This window comes from Dyadobacter sp. CY345, from assembly GCF_021502725.1.
Taxonomy (GTDB): Bacteria; Bacteroidota; Bacteroidia; order Cytophagales; family Spirosomataceae; genus Dyadobacter.
The window spans coordinates 504,187-526,874 of the sequence record NZ_JAKFFS010000005.1; the positions used below are offsets into that span (position 1 = coordinate 504,187).

Genomic DNA, 22,688 nt, shown 5'->3' on the forward strand with positions numbered 1-22,688 from the left:
CAAAGAGACACTAATCAAACCACCAGAGTAGAAACCATAGCCCAAAACCACCTGTTATTGGGAATTGAAAAACCGAAACATCCTTTGTTCAGCATCTTACGCTTTGAGGATTTGGCACAAATATCAATTGATGTCAGAAGTCGTATAATCTTCGATTTTTATCAAATTGTATTGAAAAAAGATTGTCCGGGCAAATTGCAATATGGGCAAACCATATACGATTTTGATGAAGGTATTATGTCGTTTTTTGCTCCGCAACAAGTAAGTATTCTAGAACCAGGCGAGGTTTTGGCACGGTCGGGATGGTTGCTGAATATTCATCCTGATTTTTTTAGAACATCTACTTTAGGGCAAAAAGTGAAGAATTATGGCTTTTTTGATTATGCTGTAAACGAAGCTTTAATTCTTTCGGAAGACGAAGAAAAGTGTATTGAAACGATGTTTCAGCAAATTGAAAAAGAATACAATTTACCAATAGATGAATTTAGTCAGGATGTTGTGATTTCTAATATTGAGTTGCTGCTTACTTATTGCAACAGATACTATAGCAGACAGTTTATTCTAAGAAAACCCCACAATCAAGGTCTTTTAGAAAAATTTGAAAACCTGTTAAATGATTTTTTTGAAAAAGAAATTCATGAAAAAGGCTTACCGACAGTTTCATATCTGGCAGCGGAACTTAATTTGTCGGCCAAATATTTAAGTGACTGCTTAAAAAACATTTCCGGCCAAAACACCCAGCAGCACATTCACAATAAACTGATTGAAAAAGCAAAAGAAAAACTTTCAACCACCAATCTTTCGGTAAATGAAATTGCTTACCAATTAGGCTTTGAATATCCGCAATCGTTCAGCAAGTTATTTAAGACAAAAACTAATCTTTCTCCTTTGGAATTTAGGCAGTCTTTTAACTGAAACTGTATTGTTGCAAGACCTCTCCCATCGGCATCACGAATGGCACCTGTTATAACCTTCTGTCAGTGAAACTTTGAAGGTTACTTTTCCTAAATATCAGCCGTTCAGGTGATTATAATGAACAAATGGGTTCACCATTGATTTCTTTACCTCCCCCACACCTTTCAGGACATCTAAATAATACCATCTGATTTTTTGTATTTCTTACGTTCCTACCTTTTTATCCGGATGTCTGGATTATTGGTAGGAATAAAAGATATGCACATAGCTTTTGTCCTGTAAACTGAAAATAAGAAAGACCACACATAGAAAGGCTTAATCTCTAAACACGACAGCTAATAAAATTGAATGTTTTATTGATGCATACTTTCCACTACAACAATACGACTTTTGGCTACATCTGTTTTTTTACTGTTACCCATCTTTGCATCATCAAAAAACATTCAAACACAACAGCAAATGAAAAATTGGACAGCGGCTGATATTCCTCAAAGAAACAGTGGGTTTGCTATTATTACAGGCAGTACAGAGGGTATCGGTTATGAAGACGCATTGGCGTTATCGTTCTCAGGATGGAGTGTGATTGTGATGGGGCGTAATGCTGAAAAAGGGGCGGAGGCAATTGCGGGAATTAAACAGACTAACCCCAAGGCCAAAGTAAGTTTTGAAAAAATAGACCTTGCAAATTTATCATCCATCAAAGCCCTCGCTTCGAAAATGATCTCAAATGGGCAAGCCATCGATCTTCTCATCAATAATGCAGGTGTGATGACACCACCAAAACGGCTCGAAACTGCCGATGGTTTCGAGTTACAGTTCGGCACCAACCATATTGGTCACTTTGCATTGACAGCACAGCTTCTTCCATTATTACGTAAATCACCAGATGCTCGCGTTGTTACCGTGTCAAGTATCGCAAATCGGGATGGGGTAATCAATTTTGATGATCTTCAGTCAAAATCTTCGTATGCTCCGGGAAAAGCATACAGTCAAGCAAAACTTGCGAACCTGATGTTTGCCCTGGAACTTCAGCGACAGAGTGACAAGCACGGTTGGGGCATTTTGAGCATAGCTGCCCATCCAGGTGTTTCCCGGACTAATCTCCTTATTACTGGTGCAGGACGATGGAGTGCCGCAGGAATGGCGAGAACTTTTCTTCCGTTTTTATTCCAGCCATCTTCACAGGGAGCCTTGCCTACATTGTATGCAGCCACTTCTCCGGAGGCTAAAGGCGGCCAGTATTATGGACCAGACAAAATGAGTGAGACAAGGGGATTTCCAGCTATTGCAAAAATACCTCGGCAGGCAGAGGACATCAATGTTTCTTTAAAGTTATGGGAGATATCGCAAACGCTGGCTAATGTTAAATTCTAGTGCAGTGCCTCCCAAATCCCGTAAAGACATACTCAAATTCTATCTCCGTATTGAAATAATAAAATAAAACAATGAAGCTAATAAGTGCCATCTCAATAGCCGCAATGACGCTTTTATCCTGTAACGCGCCTAAAACAGTATACATTAGTAATAAAACGGGTAGTCCCATTACTTTGCTTGTGGACAGTTCCTATAGAGATACTTATCCTTTCGCTTTTAAGGACTCGTTAAATGGGTTAAGAATCGTGCATAAAAAAGTGTTGGATTTTGGCAAGGGAAAATGGAGAAAAGAAGATAAGACAAGTCTTGAGGAGTTGATGAAACACGCAAAGATTGTCAAAGACGGAAGCAACACTGCTATTAAGATTCCCTATAAAATCAGCGTTTCTCTTATAAGTTTTAACGTTGAAGAACTTTGGGTAAATATTAAATAGGCTTCACAAGCTCAATACTAACCTGGATGAACAAAAGACGAGTTATTAAGTTGGTTGCTACTTTTGCAACAATTTTGGTATTCTGCAAGATATTCGGAATGCCCTCATCGAAAGTTCCTGTTGTGGCGTCACGTATCAGGAACCCCGGTTTAAAAACTATTCTATCATCATGGCAGGGTACCCCAATAGACAAAAAAGGACGTTTCATGAACCATGAATTTCCGGGTACGCAAAGTTTTGATGATGCTTTAAAGTGGATGTTGGAAAAAAATCCACAGAAGAAAACTAAAAAAAACGACACCTGGCGTATGCAGGTGGTAAAAGAGGACAGCTTCCTGAATACAAAAGAGGATGTGGTTGTATTACTGGGACATTCCACATTTTTTATTCGATTAAATGGGAAGCAAATATTGATTGATCCTATTTTTGAAAAACTGTCTATGCATACCCGCTATACAGATTTCCCGCTCGAAGTGGCTAAATTAAACAATATCGATTATGTATTGATTTCGCATTCGCATTTCGACCATTGTGACGAGGCAAGTTTGAAAATTATTCAAATCCAAAACCCTGATGCGATATTTCTTGCCGGATTAAATATGAAAAACTTGCTGGGTAAATGGGTAGGAGAAAGCCATGTACAAGAGGCTGGCTGGTATCAGCAATATAAGCTCGACGATGAGGTAGCGATTAGTTTTTTGCCTGCCAGGCACAGTTCACGACGCTCTGTCAACGATGCGAACAAGCGCTTATGGGGTGCCTTTGCGATAGAAAGCAAGAACAAAACAATTTATTACGGCGGCGACTCTGGATATGGAAGTCACTACAAGGAAGCAGGTGAATTGTTTCCGAATATAGACGTTGCGCTGATTGGGGTTGGAGCATATTCGCCTCGTTGGTTTATGTCGCCCAATCATCAGGATCCCTGCAGGCGGTTCAGGCATTTAAGGATACCCGGGCAAAAATGATGATTCCTTTTCATTATGGCACCTTTGATATGGCAGACGAACCTTTGTCGGAACCGGAGACTATTTTAAGAACATTGGTTGAGGACAAGACAATAAAACATCAATTGAAAATAGTAAAAATTGGAGAAGCGGTTATTCCGGATTAACTAATTTTTAAAGATGCGACCAATGATATCGCCGAATGATGAATGGTATGCCACATAACCTGAGGGCTGGATGCTGTTCATCCGACCCGACTTTTTATGGAGCACATCACTGGCAAAAAAAAAGAACGATACGAATATGGTCGCTACGCTACAAATGAAGCATTGTTTCTTTCTGAAAAAGAAGTATCCATCATCAACACAATTGTTGACGATATCAGAAACGAGTACAGCTCCAATATTGATAAGTTCAGCCGGGATGAAGTCATAGCACAGTTGGAAGTATTGTTTGCCTACGAACAGCGGTTTTACGAGCGCCAATTCACTACCTGGAGACCACCTGAAGAGACACTAGCAATGCACTGGACCTATTACAGTCTGCTGTAATCGAAGAAGCACCGGTATTGTAACTAATGATTTTCGCCATATCCGTTCATTTCTTTTGTAAAAATCACCGTGCAGATTTAAAACCTTTTCCTGCATATTGGATAGATATGAATTGATTGACCTGGCATCCTCCTTATTTCTGGAAAGTCTGCCGGTGACACTGTCCCAACGGATTGGTAGACATTGCCTGCCGGTAGCAAGCTCTGCGCGTTGAGAATCGATGTCATCCTTGCAAAAATACGCATCGGTCCACCGACATAATTCTTTTATTTTTTCAAATAGAAAAGAAGACTGAAATTTGTCTTCATAACTTTTTAGTTTAAAGGTTAAACAAATTTAGTTCTGCAAATTTTAGCTAACAAGATGTAAATGACGTTAACAACTTATTGATCAACGTATTAAATATGATTCTGGTGAGTTGTAATATTGTTGATTTTACTCACCGAATTACTCACCTTTTTTTTGAGAATAATTGAATAATTTGTGATATTCAACAAAAATAAAACTCCTGCAATCTGTTGATTTGCAGGAGTTTGATGTCTTTTGATACTGTTTATTGTGATCCCGCTGGGATTCGAACCCAGGACCCATACATTAAAAGTGTATTGCTCTACCAGCTGAGCTACGGAATCTTATTACAAAAATTAGAACGATCTGAAATTGTCTTTTTAAAAGTTAAAGCGAAACTCCAAACAGTGGAAAATGGGCTGATTTTGTCTCAAATACTTTCCGTGTCCCTCAATTGTGATGCAAAAGTAAACATTTTGATTTATGTTCCAAATTAAATCATAGACTATTTTCCAAACCAAATTTTATATTTTTCTAAGTTTCTAGTTTTGAGAATATTGACGTTAAAATAAATTCTCGCTTTTTTTAAATTGATTTCATAACGTTCAAAATATGTCATCTAAAATTTGTACTGAATCTCATTCTCTTTTGTCACAGGTGATTTAATAACGATCACCGTAATTATCGTCGCAAAAATTAGGGCAACGGCCATTAAAACATAGGAGGCCTCAAATCCTCCGGTGCTCCCATTGAGATATCCTACAAGATAGGATCCAATAAATGAACCCAGCGCTCCAATGCTGTTGATTAAACCCAGAGCGCCGCCAACAACGTTCTTAGGCAGAATTTCTGTTATTGTTGCAAAAAACGGTCCATAAGGCGCATACAAAGCCCCCCCTGCCAAAACCAATAGAGAAAATGAAAGCCAGAAGTTACCGGTTCCAACCAGATTAGCGCAGAAGAATGATAAAGATGCGACCAGAAGAAACGGCCAGATAAAAACCCTGCGATTCAGTGTCTTGTCCGAAAAATAAGATGCTGCAAGCATTCCAATAATAGCCAAAATATACGGAACTGCCGATAACCATCCAGTTGTGACGATATCCATGTTCGGCGCGGCTTTAATGATTGATGGAAGCCACATTACAAATCCATAAACGCCAAGACTCCATAACAGATACTGAAAACACAACATTATTACAGCTCTTGATTTAAAAGCATCTGCATAATTTTTTACAGGCTTTATGCCAATCTGTTCATCAAACAACTGCTTTTCAATATCAAGTTTTTCACTCTCTGTCAACCAATCGGCATCCCTAGGTTTTTCATCGATCATTCTCCACCATATAAATGCCCAGATTATCCCTGGTGCACCCTGAATGATGAACATCCAGCGCCAACCCATAGAATCAATGAGATACCCTGACAAAACGGACATCCATAAGACAGTTACCGGATTCCCTAAAATCAAAAATGTATTGGCCCGAGATCGTTCCTTTTTTGTAAACCACTGGCTTAGCAAAATTAGCATGGAAGGCATTACCGCGCTTTCTACAACGCCCAGCATAAATCGGATTATGATAAGCGAACTGACGCTATTCACCATTCCGGTTGCAGCAGCCAGCGCTCCCCACAAAATCAATGAGATAAAAATCAACTTCTTGGCACTTTTGTGGGCGGCATAATGTGCACCTGGTATCTGGAAAAAAAAGTAACCAAGAAAGAACAGCGAGCCAAGTAAGGAAGAAGTGTTTTTCGTAATGTCCAAATCAGCAGCCATTCCACCAGCCACTGCAAAACCAAAATTAGCTCTGTCCAGATAGGCCAGGCTGTATGTGATGAAGACGATCGGAATAATTCGGTACCAACGGGAAGGAGCAAGTTGCGATTTCATCAAAGATCAGAGCTTTCGTTAAGTCTTTTAGTAAAGGCAATCCAACAAAGGACATACCGTTCTCATGATCAATTTGTTTTAAAAATAGTTTCAATTATAATAATCCAAGACGAATTTGGTGTAGAGGGTTTAAAGTTGAAAATAGCAGTATTTTAGTTTCCACTTTATAACTATAATTAGATTCTCCTAATACATGAATAATGATCAGTACCAGAAATTAGATAATCCCGTGTGGCATTCGTTACAGAGTTCACAGAAAAGTTTTGCCTTAGGTAGCGATTTAATAAAAAGATACCCACCAGATATATTGACATTTTTAGGTTGCGAAGCACCGCAGACAGGTAATTTGGACCATATTAACCAATGGATTAAACCCGGAGAAAATTTCTTTGTCGTAGGAGAATTGCCAAAGCTATCTTCCAATTGGAAACTGAATGCGAGACTTGATTGCGTGCAAATGGTTTGCAATGAACTCAATTTCGATGCGGCTGATGGTGATAACAAGATCGTCCCCCTAACTCAAAATCATAGGGAAGAAATGCTGGAATTGGTAAATCTCGTTCAACCCGGCTATTTTTTCAAGAATACGCCCCTCCTCGGAGATTATTTCGGAATAATGCAGGACGATAAACTGGTTGCGATGGCAGGAGAACGTATGAAAATGAATGGGTTCACAGAAATAAGTGCAGTTGTTACACATCCGCAGCATACGGGAAAAGGATACGCCAAACAGCTAGTTGCACATGTTTCTCAAAAAAATATCGAACAGAAAGCGGTTCCGTTTCTACATTTCGTAACCAGCAATATACGGGCGGGAAAGGTCTATGAAATTTTAGGATATACCGAAAGAAGAATCATTCCCTTTTGGCAAATTCAATATAAAGGCTAAATAAACATCAGCTTTGAAATATCCACTTCGAAGCTCTATTGCGAATTTATTTCGTTTTGGGTTTACATAAGCTTTATAAACCAAGGCAAATAACATCCATCAGGACTAACATATCTCAACCGTATACAAAAAAAGAATTCCGGAAGCCCGGAATTCTTATAAGTCTTACCCTCCTCTACACATTTAAAATGTGCATAATGACAAATGTATAACAAAGTCATATTTAAACAAAAAAAACTGTTAAGAACTTCAATGCAGGTTGCACATTCCTTAAAAACCCCATATCACATTGTATAAATTTTCACATTCTTCAAATTTTATTTGCCCAATATTCATTCACCAAACCTGTATCTGTCCGATGGTAGTACAAGCTACGCTACAAATTCTTAGAATTTTTTAAGGCAAATTTTGTCAGCAGTAAGAGTTGAAAATTCCAGAGAGTTTCATTTGACATGCCTTCCAAATTTCACTAAACTTAACAATCCCTGCATTAGTTTGTCAAAAAACTAATGCAGGGATTGTTCTATTTTCACCGTTTTATCAAAAACTACTTGCTTTGTTTTTGACTTTGCGACTTATTCTCACTGTGATGTTCCTTTTGATTGTTGGTGATATGGTCTTTCTTAACCATGTCTTCCTCCTTATGTCGGCTGTCAAGATTATCCTTATTTTCAACCTTAACCTGTGGCTTCGGATTAGATGTCTGTGATTGTTTCATTGTTATTAAGAATTAGTTCTATCTAATAAATTATAAAAATGATGCCAAACCGCAGGGAAAATGCGTGAGATTCTAAACTATAGTTAGACTATCACATAAAAGGCGAGACATTACATCGCGCCTTTCAGTAAACTCATTATTTATTTTATCGTACAGAATTTCTTGGATCTGAATTTGTCTGCAACAAATATTCTTTAGGTGGTTCAACACCGAGAAGATTTTTAACAAAATAGTCCCAGCGTTTTCTCATCATATACGGATTATAACTTCCATATCCATGGCGACTATTCGGAAAAATGACAAGATCGTAATCTTTATTAGCTTTTTCCAGCGCTTCCACGACGAGCATCGTGTTGTAAGGTGGCACATTGTCGTCCATCATTCCGTGTGCAAGCATCAATTTCCCTTTCAGTTTTTTTGCATGAACCTGATTCGCCTGGTTTTCATAGTTCGAAACACCTTTTGTTGTTTCCGTTAAAAGTCCAATATAACGCTCGCCCCAGTCATCCTCGTAATTCCTGTTATCGTGGTTTCCTGATTCAGAAATACCCACTTTGAAAAAGTCTGGGAACATGAACATCGCACATGCCGTAGCAAAACCACCACCCGAATGTCCGTGGATACCAACGCGGCTGGTATCCATCCAGTTGTATTTTCCAGCTAGCTGTCTGATCGCAGAAATCTGGTCTGGCAGGGTATTATCAGCCATGTTTCCATAACTCATATCATGAAAACTTTTTGATCTGGAAGGATTACTACTTCCTTCAAGCTCCATCACCACAAAACCCAATTCCGCCAAAGCCTGATTGTCTCTCCTTGAAGCATTGAATGCCCATGATCCAATACTGCCGCCTTGCGGTCCCGGATAGATATAATCAACAACCGGATATTTCCTGGTAGAATCCATATTTGTTGGCGTATACATTAATCCGTACAAATCTGTGTTTCCATCATACGCTTTTACAGAAAACGGAGTTGGCGCCTTCCAGCCAGCCGTTTTCAAACGCGCTAGGTCCATTTTTTCAAGGGAAAGAATAAGCTTTCCATTGGCGTTACGCAAAACGGTAACCGCAGGAACATCCGGCTGGGAATAGGTATCTACAAAATAGTTGCCCGACGTCGAGAAGACTACGGAATGCATACCGGGTTCTGGTGTAAGGGAAACCAGGTTTTTTCCGTCAAATCCTATCTTATAAAAATGACTGAAATAAGGATTACCTGGCTCTTTGGCGTTGGCCATAAAATAGACAACCCTGCTTTTTTCATCAATTTTGATAACCTGTGTCACCAGCCAGTCACCTTTTGTAATCTGATTTTTCAGCTTTCCAGTTTCCGCATCATACAGATACAGATGTCCCCAGTTATCTCTTTCGGAATACCAGATAATCTCCTTCGACGATGGTACGAAACGCCAGTTAATTCCTTTATGCCCCGACTCGAATTGCGTCTTCGAAGTTTCCTCAAAAATTTCTTTGACATCTCCGCTCTGTGCATCCGCAATCCTGATTCTTTCCTGTTTATGGTCGCGGGAAGTTGATACAAATGCCAGCTGACTTCCATCCTGGCTCCATTCGGCATCACTAAGCACGCCGCCTCTGCTGATGTCATCACCCAAGGTTGCGCGGTGTGCGTCTGGCGAAATTTTTAGCTTAATAACCGCCGGAGTTTCCACATTGATGATGACGCGGTGAAGCATTGCTATGACACTATCGCCCGGCAAAGGATATTTCCACGATTCCAATTTCGGATGTCCGACGTTTGTAGTCACCAAAAACATATCACCTACTTTGCGTTCATCCTGCTGATAAGTAAATATTTTTTTGGAATCCGGAGACCACAACAGAACCGGGCGATCACTATGCCGCCAACCCGCATTATCTGTTGCATAACCGAAATCCTTCACTCCATCAGTTGTCAGCTGCTTGGATTGATTTGTGGACACATCCCTCACCCACAAATTATTATCCTTGATATAAATAGCCTTCTTGCCATCCGGAGACAACGACTCGCTTCTTGCCTCATCATCGGATTTCGCTTTCGCTTCTGAGGTAAGCTGACTACTTTTCAGGTCAAACTTCCAGTCCTTATTTCCCTGAGAAAAAGTAACATATTTTTCATCCGGCGAAAAACCGATGCTTTGGAAAGGCAACATGGAGGCCGAATAATTTTTCCCGGTTGCAGAGGAAATGGCCTCGGCCAATTTCTGATGATTAAAAGCGGGAAGACGCTTTGCTTTTACCGCATCAACCACTATGAACTCACTTCCCTGTGCTGTTAAAGTACGGTACCAAAATTTTTCACCCGAAAACCAGGTTGGCTTTCCAGCAACATTATCTACCAGATTTTGGGTGTTGTAGGCCAGAAATTTCTCCGCTTTTTTATAATCTTCTGCGGTGAGATCAGCCTGCTTTTGTGCATCAGCATTCCCGGCCAGCAGAACGGATAAAAGAATTACTGCAAACTTTTTCATGTTAAATAGTCATAGGTCAGGAGTTGGAATTATAATTTCAAATCGCAAAATAGACATTTTATATCAATCCAGTTTACAAGCGAGCGTTTTGAATCGTTGTTTTGCCAACTTTTTATAATTAATTTAAAAATGACTGCGCTACCCTTTCTTTCTAATCTTGATTGATGAATTAACAAATACTTTATCTGCGATTCCAACCAAGTCGAGTTATACTGCGTCTCCTAAAAGTCATATTAACTCAACTGCCATGAGAAGAATTTTAATCTGCCTCCTATTACCCATTTTCATCGTTAGCTGCATCCCATTTTTTAGTGAAAAGGATGGAAAATTTCTCAGTGAGGTTGTAAATCTGGAAGAGTTTAATTCTGAGTTTGATGATTACAACTCTGATATCGCTTATAATAAAAGCGGCCAGACCCATTTGCTTTTTTCTTCAAAACGTAAAAAAAAGAATCTCTTAAATCTGGTTTATTTTCAGGCTGAATTCTCGTACGACGGCAGGCTCGGGTTAAAACGTTACGATAATATCGCGACCAAGTACAAAGATTATTTTTTACATTACCATCCAACGCTACGTATGGCTGAAAAGGCAAACGGGAATTTCAACGTTTTTGGTCCTAAAACAATTTCATTATCCAGATATCTTAATGCACCGGAACGCAATGATCTGCTTTTATTTTATGCTGACGATTACGAAGGGAATCTTGAAATCAAATATGTTCCTTATTTAAATTCGAAAATCGAAGAACCTGTGAAATTTAATATCCTGAATTCTTCCGCAGATGACGCATATCCAACGTTTTCGCGGGAAGGAGACAAAATTTATTTTTGTTCAAACCGGGAAGGTAATTTCGACATTTATGAGGTGTCCATTCCTGTAACGGTGCCTCTGAATTTGACCGCCCAAAAACTGGTCAATCCTGAGAATTATACAATAAGAAAAGTAGAGGAATTGTCAACACCCTATGATGACAAATGCCCTGCTATCGACGGGAATAAAATGATATTTGTGTCCAACAAACCAGATGGTTTTGGCGGTTTTGACATTTATGAATCCAAGCTTGTCAAAGGGAAATGGCAAACTCCGGTAAACCTTGGAAACCGGATTAATACGCGTAACGACGAATATCGGCCTATTTTTGTAGACGCTCAGGCTTTCTCCTATCAATTGTTGGTTTTTTCTTCAAACCGTCCCGGCGGAAAAGGTGGTTTTGATTTGTATATGACCGGGCTTGAAGACTGAGAAAAATTGGTTGGTAATCCTGAATAAAATCAAAGTTGTTTATTTGTTTATGTACAACAAATATCTCTTCTCAACCTTTGTATGCCTTGTTTTTTGATCCAGAAAATCTTTTTTGAGCATCGTGATATGGTAGTTTTCAGGCGTCAGCAGAATTTTTGCTTTTAAACCGCTACTTATCAAACTGTCTCCAATCGCAGTAGTTGTATATAAAAAACATGGATTGTTATTGATAAAATCACCAAGCTGATCAGTTGTTTTTAAAAGATTAACATCTCCGGGACTGTAAAACTCAAATGAATAAGAAAAGGCATGATAAGACCCAACGGGTATCTCAGTATCCTTTGCGTGAATCACACGCGCAGCCTCCCTACCCGACTGATATTGCAGTAAAAACGGGTAGAAAAAAAGGAATAAAAATACGTAAAGCATAGCAGCCGAGCCATAACCTTTAAATAATATTTGCTGCAACGGAGATTCTGACTTAATAAAAATCGATCCGAATGCAATGGCCAACATGATCACTGCGCAGAGAATAGCGTTCGGAATATTGGTCAGGTATAACAAGCCGAGAATAGCGGCGCAGAGGAGAAATAACAATGCAGACTGAATCGTTGCAAATCGGGATAAGCTGATTTCTCCCGATTTTTGATAGAAAAAATAACCCGTAATGATGGAGAAGTAGGGAAATACGATTACGATATAATGTGGAAGCTGGAATTTTGAAAGTGAGAACATGACAAAAGTGATGATCATACTTCCGTAAATAATCCAACGGACCGGCTGCCGGTCTTTGTCATTTTTCACCAAATAAACAACGGCCGCAACAAGTCCGATCGACCAGGGTAGAAATGCCCACAAAGTGGTATGCAAGAAAAACGAGAGATCGCCTTTTCCACGAATGGGACCTGTGTTAAAAAATCTTCCAAACTGGCTATCCCAAAAGAAAAATTTCAAACCGGAAACATTTGTCTTGCCAAAAACTACCTTTTCCGGATGCATATCAAACTGGATATACAGACAATATAACTCTGGCAGAATACAGATTAAAGTAAGGATCAGCAAAATCCACCACCGATAGTTGATAAACTGAGCCCATTGTTTGGTGATAATCCAAAATATAACCCAGCCTCCGGCAATTGTTATCAAAACGAAAATCCCTTTCGTCATGATTGCGCAGCCAGCGAAAACTGCCGCCGCCACGATATGTCTCCAATGCTTTCCCTGGTAAATACCCAACATATGCCAGATCGCGGCAATGATGCAGGCTGTCAGATACGGCTCTGCCCGAACGTCAAAATTGGCAAGTACACTGTGAAGTGCGACGGCATAAATCAGTACAGAAATCCGGGCTACGGAAGCGTTAAAAAGATCACGCGCTGTCAGGTAGGTATAAAACAGGCTGACGAGCCAGAAAAAAAATGCCGGAAGTTTATACCCAAATCCGTTAATACCGAATATTTTATAATTTATTGCAGCCATCCAAAACGGAAAATGCGGCTTATCCAACCAGTCAGAACCGTTTCCGTAGAGATTAACCCAATCATTATGCTGAACAATCCGCTTAGCAATTGTGGCATACAACGCACCGTCAGGTTCCATGATATCGAGCCATAATCCGGGTACGTTAAGCACAATACCAAGAAATAAAAGCCAGGGAAAATAACGTTTAAGGGAAAGTTCTGCGCTTGTCATAAATTAAGCTTTCGAATAATTGTTTAGTCTTTGATTTATTTCAACCGATTACTGGAATGATCTGTTTGAAAAAATCAAAAAAATTGATGTCTGAATATATGCAGTTTTTGATATGAATTTCGCAACTGAATTATTTGCGACAAGATAGGAATGAAAATAGGTGATAAAATAATTTCCTCGTTATTTTTATATTTTCACGTTGTAAATTCCAACGAAAATCTGCACCAAGTTGTCTTCGATTAAAGTATCTATAATCACACTGAAAATGGCCAGATATGCATTCCTCGTTTTTCTTATTCTGAAAATTTCGTCGTCGGAAGGACAAATTTCAAGATGGACGGTTGCATTTAAAGCCAGTGCAGGACGCTCGGGAATTTATAAAAATGAAGAATTAGACCGAGATACTTTCGACGAATATCGACGTGATTTCAGTTATTCCGGTGGTTTCCGAATCGGATACAAATTTTCGAAATACCTGTCCGTTTCTCTGGATCCTGAATGGGAGAAAATAGAAGACAAGAGAAGGCGGAGCGCGATACAACGCAATGTGGAGACGGATGATGGAACATTTAGCTTTACGAATATTTACGATTACCGTAATAAATTCAGCCGTTTACAGGCTCCTCTTTCCGTACAAATCTACCCATTTCCAGATAAAATTAAAGCGTACTTTACAGGAGGCATTATGCCGTCCTTCATTTATAAAGGCACAATATCTTTCGATTCAAAAACCACAAGACCAAACGGGACAATCACCGAAGGCAGAAAGTTTGACGCGGATTTCAGCATACCTCAGAACAAAGGCCAGGACAAAGATTTAAGTTATTTAGCTGGTTTGGGCTTTTCTATTTCCAAACGTTTTTCAGCAGAATTGATTTACCGATTCAACCGTCCGATCCGTTATACCTTATTTGATCCGGGTTATACAATGGTCGCTGTTCCGGTTTACACAATCCGGGCTAATCAGGGTTTACAGCTTTCTATTATTGGAAAACTGAATTAGAACATCGGTACCAAAGTCGTCAAGACAACGATTTTTCAATACGATTTATGGAGTATTCAAGGGTTTCTTAATATCTCGTACATCATCTAAATTTCTTGTATGAATTTTACCAAAATAGCAAAATTCACCTTAACACCTTTGGCAGTATGTTTCCTGCATCTCCAATGTCAGGACTCGGATAAACAGCCTGGGCCATGCGATTGCCAAAGTAAATCGGTAAAAAAAGAAGAGAAAAATATTGAAGCCGTGGTCGTTCACATTATGGGCAATCAGCCGGGGGGCAATCAAGGGCCGGATAAGTATGTATTAAGAACTGCCCCCAGGGATTTTGACGGAGTGACATATAGTTTAGGAAAAAACATGTTAGTTCCCTGTCGGGATTCCCTTTCCTTACCGGTTCAATTCAGGAAACCTGGTTTGAAGGTCAATGTATCTTACAGGCGCAAAGACTGTTATGGTGCTCTCACTTCACCATATATATTCGGCGCATATGGCTACTACATAGATTTGACTGCGATCGGGGTGACGAATCCGTAAATATTTTAATCAGAAAACGCTCTTTTTTCGGACGACTAGGACTTCATTTTTCATATTTGTTAAAATCCATACAACAGACCTGCGTGCAATTTCATACCAAATCCAGTTCAATAACCTGATTTTTGTAATCCGTGGGTAATATAGCGTTCCGAATAAATTTTTCAAACCCAAAAAAACGACAGCCCTTATAAAGCCATAGTACCGGTTTTAGAAATTCAATTTTCCCGAGCGACAATAGTTGATTGACTCTGTCCGGCACCACCATAATCTGAACCTGCCTCAACATCGGATACCGGATTGGCCCTAAATGTTTCCTGTATTGTTTATACAAATCCACAGTGAAATCGCTTTGCAACAGATTATCTTGTAAATGCTGTTTTCGCATAATTTCCCAAGCTTCAAAAGTCGAAGGTAAATCTCTGATTTTCATACGCTCTCCAACGGCGAGAAATACCTTGAACACATCATCTTTTTCAGCGACAGTCAGTTTTCTTTCCAGTACCTCAAATGACCGTATGGAGTAATCAATAAGCATAAAAAGAACGTCCCGATAAGCCCAGTCAGGGATTTGCGCGCCACGACTTTGTTCAACCCCATGGTGGATAGCAGCAATTTTGTCAATTGAATTCAGTGCGGCATCATACTCGGAAAACACAATTTGCCTTGCATAAGAAACCGTTGAGAAAAGTCTTCCCAAAGGATCAGCCGGCAGGCGGCCGGTAAAATAAAGCCAATCAACCGCTTTATTTAATGCAAATTCGGCTGAGGCTCCCGCAAAGATGAAAAGTATGGAATCTGCCTTACCCCAAATTTCCCTGACTATTGAACCTTCTTCTACGAAATACTTCATTTGAAACTGATTAGCCATATCATGTCTCCTAAACGGGTTTAACGAAAAAAGGATTCCGCAAACTTCCCACATAAAATCGGGAGATTATTATGGCTGTGGTTTTAAACCTTCCCACTTTACTTTCCATTTTCCATCTTTGGGAAAACCAGGATTTTTAGTTTTAATATCGTCAGAACCTGCACACATTAATGCGATAGCAGCCAGAAGTCCTCCGTTTCCGGGAAGGTAAATCGTCAGGCGTTTGTCCTGAAAATTATGTCCGTTGGGTAAGTACGTATTCGTCTTGATATTCTTAAAAAGAGCATCAATCGCATTTTCCGGTTTGTTTAAACGCGTGGCCGTCATGGCGATCATGGGAAAATCCCAACCCCAGGTACGTTCCCAGTGCCAGACTTTTTCAATGGTGTCATAAGTGTGCTGCATAACCAAAGAATCAACAACACCATTGGCCGGCAAGGTACTCAGCGCAGCCAATACCGCAGGATGGTCGATTGTGTATTTGCTTAATGGCGAGTAAGAATCTTCGACACTTTCAGCGGCTTTATAAACGCCATTCTTTTGCGCGAGCGGAGCCAGTTTATCAATAACATTCTGCCAGTCCTGATCAGGTTTTAAGCCGGAGCGCACTCTCCACTTTTGAGCAACTTGCAAAGCCCATTTCCAGTAAGCCAGCTCATAGGGTGAGTTAAATGTTTCAAGCGGATTGTAACATTCCTGCGCCGGAATAATACCCTTTCCGAGGTTATACTTCTGGCTTTCGGCATCCAAATGAGCAAATGAAGCCATAAAATCTGCGCTTCCGAAGATCAGTTTCTGATATTTTTCTAAAACTGCTTTCGAAGGATTGTTCCGATATATCAGCTCAGCCAGGTAGATGACATGCGGTTGCTGCCAAATTAAAAATGAACCGACCGAAGATGGTGATTCCACGCCCTGATGATCCGTCATTTTTTGCCACCGCACTCCTTTATAACCTTGTCTTTCTGCAATTTCCTTTGCTCCATTGTACACATCGAAATACCATTTCAGACTTTTTTCCAGCAATTCAGTTCTTCCCCAAAGCGCATAGTGCGCCGCGTGCCACCAGTACATTTCCAAATGCGGTTTTCCATACCAGCTGTTATAGGTCAACCCTGTTTCCTGAGGCGGAAAATTTCCGGCACACTGGACCCGTGTGAGGTATTGAGAAAGAACAATCCGCCTTTCCAGCTCATTAGCCCGGCTGTCGGTACTTCCTGCAAGGTCTATTGCTGCTCCTGAAAGCCAGAACTTATTCCAACCCGTGATACTGCTTTTTTCAACTTCTGTAAACCCTGGCAAGCTTCCTGAAATCTTTTCTGGTGAGAAGGAAACAGTAAGCTGAAAATTATCTTTTGGTGCTGGTAAAAGTGTAAAATCGTGCTCGGCGGTTTTGGTTAATATACCTTTATCCGTCCAGTTGCCCTCGACATAGTAGCGGTCTTTGTCCAGCTTCCTGCTAAAAACAGCACCATTACCAGACTGACTTAATGTGGTTTCATGTGCCGAATTGTTTTTTATAATTTGTCCCAACGTCTGTAAACTGGTTGGACGGGTACGGAAATCTGAATCTGACTTTTATCCTTTTTTGTTTTAATAAGTCGGACGTAATTTTCACTGAAATGATATCTTTTTCCGCATCTGCGATCGTTATTACTTTTACGGCATTACCTTCCAAAGAAAAGTTACTAATAATCTCACCGGTCCAAGGATTCAGTTCCTGATAAATATCTTCCAGATCCTGAGGTTTAGCAATACTGCCATCCTTCTTCAAAAGCTCCAAACCGACGTTTCCAAGCTGCAAACGCGCCGGATTTTCTCTGAAATAACTGACGGCATTTTTATTTCTTGCAGGCTCATTGATTTGTACCGAATACAGCCGATCCGCTTTTCCATTAAAATCATACGGTTTCAGAGTCTCGCTGAATTTCAAATTTTCGGGATTTGGGAAACTGTGCCATCCCCATTCAGACTGCGTACCCAACGGAACTCCCTTGGCGTAGTATTCAGGAAAAGATTGAAGTCCCGTGACGTCGACTGTATACGCAAACTTGCCATTACCAACGGTTAGCGAGGAAAGTGTATCGACGGATTTTAAAATTACATTGTGCCTGGCGACAACCGATTTTCGATCAATTTGCGAAAAGACGGGTGTTATTTGAAGGAAAGCCAGAATGAAAAACACTCCTCTTAAAAAATTATTCATTAATACTTTTTGATTAAAGAGACCTTAGTTGATCTGGATTTACCCCAAACGCTCTACGTTTAACAGGTATAGTAAGACAAAATCCGCCAAGACGATTCCGGTAGTACCATATCCGGAATTATCAGTTTAGGCCGTAATAAAGATAGGTTTTAGGGTATTACCAATGATTAATGTAAATTTTTCTATGCAACCGGTGTCGGGAACGTTATCATTTTTTTAAAATTTCCAGATCTGATATTTCCGGATTAAACGACACTGGAACAATACTGATCAATTTCGATAGGCTGGCAACCTGCAAAATTGAACATTTGTGCTTTTCATTGAATTAACTTGACAACGATCTTTTAGAAACGATGCAACTTTTATTATCATTTTGACATCTGATCTGAGTACCGTTTTACCTTTTATGAAAATAAATACAAATCGATTTCCCTGGGTCGATAACCTCCGAGGATTCATCACGTTGCTGGTTGTCGCTCACCATTCGTCGCTAGCATATACGACTTTTGCGTTTTTCGATAAACAAGCTTACAACGCATCTACACATCCCATCGTAGATAAAATAAGATGGATCGGAATGGATATTTTTGAAGATTTCAACGATATTTTTTTTATGTCACTGATGTTCCTGATAAGTGGTATTTTTGTCATGAACGGTTTGGGAAAAGGCGTGAAAAATTTCATCCGCGATCGCTTTTTCCGATTGTTCATACCGTTTCTTACAGGCGTTTCTGTGTTAATGTTGCTGGCATATTATCCCGCCTATTTATTGGCTTATGGTAAAAACGACGTTAAGCTTTACATCGTTGATTATTTCACGACAGAAGGTTGGCCGGTCGGGCCGCCGTGGTTTATCTGGGTTTTATTTTTCTTTAATCTCATCATCGCACTTTCATTTCCCCTGCTCAAAACGAATGTTCAAAAATCAGGGATCATACTTTCCTTACTCAAATCAAGACCGTTCAAAATTATTCTTAACCTTTACCTGATCTCATGGTTTTTGTATATCCCCCTCCTGCTCTGGGCAGGCCCCGGTACCTGGACAGGCATCGGACCGTTTGATTTCCAGGTGAGCAGAGTGTTATTATATTTCGGCTATTTCTCATTTGGTTTGATTATCGGGAGCGTGAACTTGAACGAGGGAATTTTCTCAATCGACTCCGCATTTTTGAAGAAATGGCCGGTTTGGGTTATCGGTTGTGTCATCACATACGCCTTTCTGAAACTAAGCGAAACGCCTTTGAAACATTTAGTTGAAACAAAACAGATTCCGCTTTTACCAGTTTTCCTACTTTATCGCTCCATCTGGATACTTTCTTGCGTACTAAGCTGTGTCGCATTTTTGACATTTTTCAGACAATTTTTAAACGCCACCAACACATGGTGGAATTCTCTTTCTGCAAACGCATATGGAATTTACCTTTTGCATTACATATTCGTATTGTGGACGCAGTACCTTTTACTTAATCTGGAACTTCCCGTCATTTTAAAGTTTGTGATTACGTTTTCAGTATCCGTTATCCTAAGCTGGATAGCAACTTATTTTCTGAAAAAATTAAGGTTCATTGGAAAATATCTTTGACGGAAAAGTTAAAAAAAAACGGTCTCTCTGTAAATGTTTACAGAAAGACCGGTTTTCAACGCATAAGAATAACTATTTAACCGGTTTTCCTTCGCGGTCAAGTTCAACGACTTCAAACCCTTTGGCCGTTATTTTATCCAATAATTTCGTCTTATCTCCTACCAAAACAATTACCAGCGCTTTCTCATTCGGGAGATTCCCGGATGCCAGTTTGTTGAGATCCGATGCACCCAATGTTTTTAGAATCTGGTTCTGTTTTTCGGTATAATCCTGAGGCAGATCATAAGTCTGGATGTTGCTAAGAAATCCTGTTTTCTGAAAACCTGTCTCATATTTCCTTGCCTCACTTTGCGTAATTGAACTCTGTGTGAATGCCAATTCTTCAGGAGTCATCCCATTGGTTTCGAAGTCCGTGATGATTCTTAACACGTCTACCAATGCGCTATCCGTAGCTTCCGCTTTTATTCCGGAGGTAAAAGTATAGGTTCCAGTGTATTTGTCTCCGGCGAAATAAGAACGGGCACCATAAGTCCAACCTTTATCTTCACGAAGATATAAATTCAGACGACTGTTAAATGCGGCACCTAAGGGATAATTCATCACATTGGATTTGTAATAATCACCAAGGGCATCGTACTTCATATCTGTAACTTTCCCTACACGAAATTCGGTTTGCGCAGCATTTGGAACATCTACGAAAAACACTTTTGTCTTTTCAACTTTCGGTGCGGCAGGGAATGTCGGAAATGTGATTTCATTATCCGGCATCTCACTTAGGAAAGCAAGTTTTGATAAAATATCTTTTTCAGTAACATCGCCAACGACCACAATCTCCGCGTCTTTTCGTGAGAATTTATTTTTATAGTAATAATCAACATCAGCAAGTTTGATATTATTAATCGTTGCCTGAGATCCCGAAGTAGAACGTCCGAGCGGATTTCCTTCACCTTGAAGCAAAGAATTGTAAACCAGATTTGCCACAGTTGCAGGTTGGTTCAACGCATTTTTGATACTTTCAGAAAAACGCTTTTGATTTCTCGTAAAATCCTGATCATTGAACGCCGGACGCAGTAAACGTTCCTGTAAAAGCGCGATCGTTTTATCAATATTTTTTGTCAGCGAACGTACCTGAACTTTTATCGCGTCATCAGCTGCATAAATATCGATGCTGCTTCCAAGCTCATCAAGCGCTACGGAGAATGCTTCCGACGTATAATTTTTAGTATCCTCGCCCATCATGGCAGCGAACAAATTCGCCGTGCCTGATTTGGATGCACTGTCCAGAAATGCTCCTCCCTTAAAACTTAACGACAAATAAACCGCTGGCACTTCATTCGCTGTGGTACCAATTATCTTGATATCGCCCATCTTGCCTTTCCATAGTTCGGGTGCTTTTACAACAACCGCACTTGCCGGCGCAGGAATTTTGCTGCGGTCAAATTTATCTTTTGCTTTGTTGTATTTTAGCCCGGCATATCCATAATCAGGAGCTTTATAACCTACCTGAGAAATGGTATAATTGTCTTCTGCCGCCTTGTTATCTTCATTTCCTTTGGTAAGAATACTCAAAACCACAGCATGTTTACCCTTGATATATTGGTTATAAACACGCATCACATCTTCCTTAGTAACAGAGGCATAGTCTTGCAAAAACTTGCCGATGTAATTTGGATTTCCTGTGAAAGTATAAAAACTGGCAAGCTGCGAAACTTTGCCTGAAACGCTTTCAAGACCATAAATAACATTTGCTTCGCTTTGGCTCTTAAACTTGGAAATATCCTGATCGCTCACACCACGTTTCTCAAATTCAACCAAAGTTTCCCTAATCGTTTTTTCAATATCTGAAAGTTTTTGTCCGGGATAAGGAATGACACGGAAACCAAATTCTCCGGATAATTCAGTGGTACTGTTATTCACAGACATATTGACCGCCTTGTTAGCCTTGATCAGGTTTTTATACAAAAGCGAATTGTTGCCCTGCCCTAATATTTCAGCAAGACAGTCCAGTGCAGGCTCATCTTTACTGTAAGTTGGCGTAGTTGGATAGACCATATAATACATCGGCAATTTTGCATAATTGTCTGTGTACGACACATAGCGGTCTTTTTCAAGAACCGGAGCAGGAAGCACGACTGGTTTAACAGCAGGACCTTTCGGTATAGGGCCAAAATATTTCTCGGCCCAGGCAAGCACCTGTTTTGGATTTACATCGCCACCGACGGTTACAACCGCATTGTTCGGCCCATACCATCTAAGAAAAAAGTTCTTCAAATCGACCGCCGCAACACGGTTCAGATCCTCGATATATCCGATCGTAAGCCAGCTGTACGGGTTTCCATAGGGATATAAATTTTTGGAGATCATTTCCCCAGCCAGTCCGTATGGGCGGTTATCATAATTCTGACCGCGCTCATTTTTAACCGTTGCGCGCTGCACTTCGAATTTTTTCTGCGTTACGGCATCAAGAAGAAAACCCATCCTGTCAGCTTCAAGCCATAACATTTTTTCAACCTGATTTGCCGGGATTGTTTCAAAATAATTCGTCCGGTCGCGGTTGGTACTCCCGTTCAGCGTTCCGCCGGCCTCAGTAATCAGTTTAAAATGCTGTTCATCTTCCACATGGTCCGAGCCCTGAAACATCATGTGTTCAAAAAAGTGGGCAAATCCGGATTTCCCAATCTCTTCACGAGCAGAACCTACATGATACGTAACATCCACGTGCGCCAGAGGATCACTGTGATCTTCGTGGATCAGCAACGTGAGTCCGTTCGGCAAAACATAACGCTCATAAGGAATAATGGTTTCCGAGCCTTTTCTAACGACCTTTTCAATTAATTTGGCCTGTCCGTTTACCGTCACAGGCACCTGCAAGTAAAGCAAAGCGCCTACCGCAATGATCAGTTTTTTCATTTTCAAACTGTGTTTTAAACTTGGAACATTTTATTTTTCCCAATATTCTGATACACTCTGATTTTCTCAAATCAGGCATATTCGGAAATTGATTGGCTATTTTGGGTAAACCCACTTTCGAAACGTAAGTTCTTAAATACTTTCGATTTTACACGCTACTGAGCGTA

The 22,688-nt window shown here is 40.1% G+C and carries 20 protein-coding genes and 1 tRNA gene; 11 read left to right on the plus strand and 10 right to left on the minus strand.

Translation table 11 applies throughout. The annotated features are described in order from the left end of the window. The first annotated feature begins 57 nt into the window (after window positions 1-57). The 3 genes from L0657_RS22675 (at window position 58) to L0657_RS22685 (ending at window position 2,723) form a co-directional block, all read left to right on the plus strand. Window positions 58-915, plus strand: a complete 858-nt coding sequence (locus L0657_RS22675; RefSeq protein WP_310588301.1) for a helix-turn-helix domain-containing protein — start codon at window positions 58-60, stop codon at window positions 913-915. 459 nt (window positions 916-1,374) lie between these two features. Then, entirely contained in the window at window positions 1,375-2,289 is a 915-nt protein-coding gene (locus tag L0657_RS22680; protein ID WP_235153055.1) for an SDR family oxidoreductase, read from the plus strand. Between the two features lie 71 nt (window positions 2,290-2,360). Further along, window positions 2,361-2,723 (plus strand): hypothetical protein, encoded by a 363-nt coding sequence (locus tag L0657_RS22685; RefSeq protein WP_235153056.1) that lies wholly within the window; start codon window positions 2,361-2,363, stop codon window positions 2,721-2,723. Here the strand turns inward: L0657_RS22685 and L0657_RS22690 are convergent. Further along, window positions 2,716-2,931 (minus strand): hypothetical protein, encoded by a 216-nt coding sequence (locus tag L0657_RS22690; protein WP_235153057.1) that lies wholly within the window; start codon window positions 2,929-2,931, stop codon window positions 2,716-2,718. The two genes, L0657_RS22685 and L0657_RS22690, sit on opposite strands and share 8 nt — an antisense overlap. On the opposite strand from L0657_RS22690, the gene L0657_RS22695 reads away from it, so the two are divergent. The 3 genes from L0657_RS22695 to L0657_RS22705 all read left to right on the plus strand — a co-directional run bounded on the left by L0657_RS22695 (window position 2,930) and on the right by L0657_RS22705 (window position 4,221). Further along, complete coding sequence (locus L0657_RS22695) at window positions 2,930-3,691, plus strand: MBL fold metallo-hydrolase (protein ID WP_235153058.1); 762 nt, start codon at window positions 2,930-2,932, stop codon at window positions 3,689-3,691. The two genes, L0657_RS22690 and L0657_RS22695, sit on opposite strands and share 2 nt — an antisense overlap. After that, window positions 3,688-3,837: a hypothetical protein gene (locus L0657_RS22700; protein WP_235153059.1), complete on the plus strand. Its 150-nt coding sequence runs from the start codon at window positions 3,688-3,690 to the stop codon at window positions 3,835-3,837. The genes L0657_RS22695 and L0657_RS22700 overlap by 4 nt, the downstream gene beginning before the upstream one ends. 96 nt (window positions 3,838-3,933) lie before the next feature. After that, window positions 3,934-4,221 (plus strand): hypothetical protein, encoded by a 288-nt coding sequence (locus L0657_RS22705; RefSeq protein WP_235153060.1) that lies wholly within the window; start codon window positions 3,934-3,936, stop codon window positions 4,219-4,221. Window positions 4,222-4,780: 559 nt separating this feature from the next. Here the strand turns inward: L0657_RS22705 and L0657_RS22710 are convergent. Both L0657_RS22710 and L0657_RS22715 read right to left on the minus strand, forming a co-directional pair. Next, a tRNA-Lys gene (locus L0657_RS22710) sits at window positions 4,781-4,853 on the minus strand. 275 nt (window positions 4,854-5,128) lie between these two features. Beyond that, complete coding sequence (locus L0657_RS22715; protein ID WP_235153061.1) at window positions 5,129-6,403, minus strand: MFS transporter; 1,275 nt, start codon at window positions 6,401-6,403, stop codon at window positions 5,129-5,131. A gap of 193 nt (window positions 6,404-6,596) precedes the next feature. Between L0657_RS22715 and L0657_RS22720 the strand changes: the two genes are divergently transcribed. Next, entirely contained in the window at window positions 6,597-7,292 is a 696-nt protein-coding gene (locus tag L0657_RS22720; protein ID WP_235153062.1) for a GNAT family N-acetyltransferase, read from the plus strand. 547 nt (window positions 7,293-7,839) lie between these two features. Here the strand turns inward: L0657_RS22720 and L0657_RS22725 are convergent. Both L0657_RS22725 and L0657_RS22730 read right to left on the minus strand, forming a co-directional pair. Next, entirely contained in the window at window positions 7,840-8,010 is a 171-nt protein-coding gene (locus tag L0657_RS22725; protein WP_235153063.1) for a hypothetical protein, read from the minus strand. 145 nt (window positions 8,011-8,155) lie between these two features. Next, complete coding sequence (locus L0657_RS22730; RefSeq protein WP_235153064.1) at window positions 8,156-10,480, minus strand: DPP IV N-terminal domain-containing protein; 2,325 nt, start codon at window positions 10,478-10,480, stop codon at window positions 8,156-8,158. Between the two features lie 247 nt (window positions 10,481-10,727). On the opposite strand from L0657_RS22730, the gene L0657_RS22735 reads away from it, so the two are divergent. Further along, complete coding sequence (locus L0657_RS22735) at window positions 10,728-11,723, plus strand: hypothetical protein (protein ID WP_235153065.1); 996 nt, start codon at window positions 10,728-10,730, stop codon at window positions 11,721-11,723. A gap of 39 nt (window positions 11,724-11,762) precedes the next feature. On the opposite strand, the gene L0657_RS22740 is transcribed toward L0657_RS22735, so the two are convergent. Beyond that, the gene (locus L0657_RS22740) at window positions 11,763-13,415 is read right to left on the minus strand and encodes a glycosyltransferase family 39 protein (protein WP_235153066.1); all 1,653 of its coding nucleotides are present in this window, start codon (window positions 13,413-13,415) and stop codon (window positions 11,763-11,765) included. 265 nt (window positions 13,416-13,680) lie between these two features. On the opposite strand from L0657_RS22740, the gene L0657_RS22745 reads away from it, so the two are divergent. Together L0657_RS22745 and L0657_RS22750 are read left to right on the plus strand one after the other, a co-directional pair. Continuing rightward, complete coding sequence (locus L0657_RS22745) at window positions 13,681-14,418, plus strand: outer membrane beta-barrel protein (RefSeq protein WP_235153067.1); 738 nt, start codon at window positions 13,681-13,683, stop codon at window positions 14,416-14,418. Between the two features lie 99 nt (window positions 14,419-14,517). Then, entirely contained in the window at window positions 14,518-14,955 is a 438-nt protein-coding gene (locus tag L0657_RS22750) for a hypothetical protein (RefSeq protein WP_235153068.1), read from the plus strand. A 91-nt stretch (window positions 14,956-15,046) separates the two neighbouring features. On the opposite strand, the gene L0657_RS22755 is transcribed toward L0657_RS22750, so the two are convergent. From L0657_RS22755 to L0657_RS22765, 3 genes are all read right to left on the minus strand, one after another. After that, entirely contained in the window at window positions 15,047-15,805 is a 759-nt protein-coding gene (locus L0657_RS22755; protein ID WP_235153069.1) for an oxygenase MpaB family protein, read from the minus strand. Window positions 15,806-15,892: 87 nt separating this feature from the next. Then, entirely contained in the window at window positions 15,893-17,356 is a 1,464-nt protein-coding gene (locus L0657_RS22760) for a hypothetical protein (RefSeq protein WP_235153070.1), read from the minus strand. Further along, window positions 17,322-18,029, minus strand: a complete 708-nt coding sequence (locus L0657_RS22765) for a hypothetical protein (protein WP_235153071.1) — start codon at window positions 18,027-18,029, stop codon at window positions 17,322-17,324. Before L0657_RS22765 ends, L0657_RS22760 begins: the two co-directional genes overlap by 35 nt. Window positions 18,030-18,435: 406 nt before the next feature. Here L0657_RS22765 and L0657_RS22770 point away from each other — a divergent pair, with 406 nt between their 5' ends. After that, window positions 18,436-19,611, plus strand: coding sequence for an acyltransferase (locus L0657_RS22770; RefSeq protein ID WP_235153072.1), 1,176 nt, complete (start codon window positions 18,436-18,438; stop codon window positions 19,609-19,611). A 72-nt stretch (window positions 19,612-19,683) separates the two neighbouring features. Here the strand turns inward: L0657_RS22770 and L0657_RS22775 are convergent, their stop codons facing one another. Then, window positions 19,684-22,521, minus strand: coding sequence for a pitrilysin family protein (locus L0657_RS22775; RefSeq protein WP_235153073.1), 2,838 nt, complete (start codon window positions 22,519-22,521; stop codon window positions 19,684-19,686). Between the last annotated feature and the right edge of the window lie 167 nt (window positions 22,522-22,688).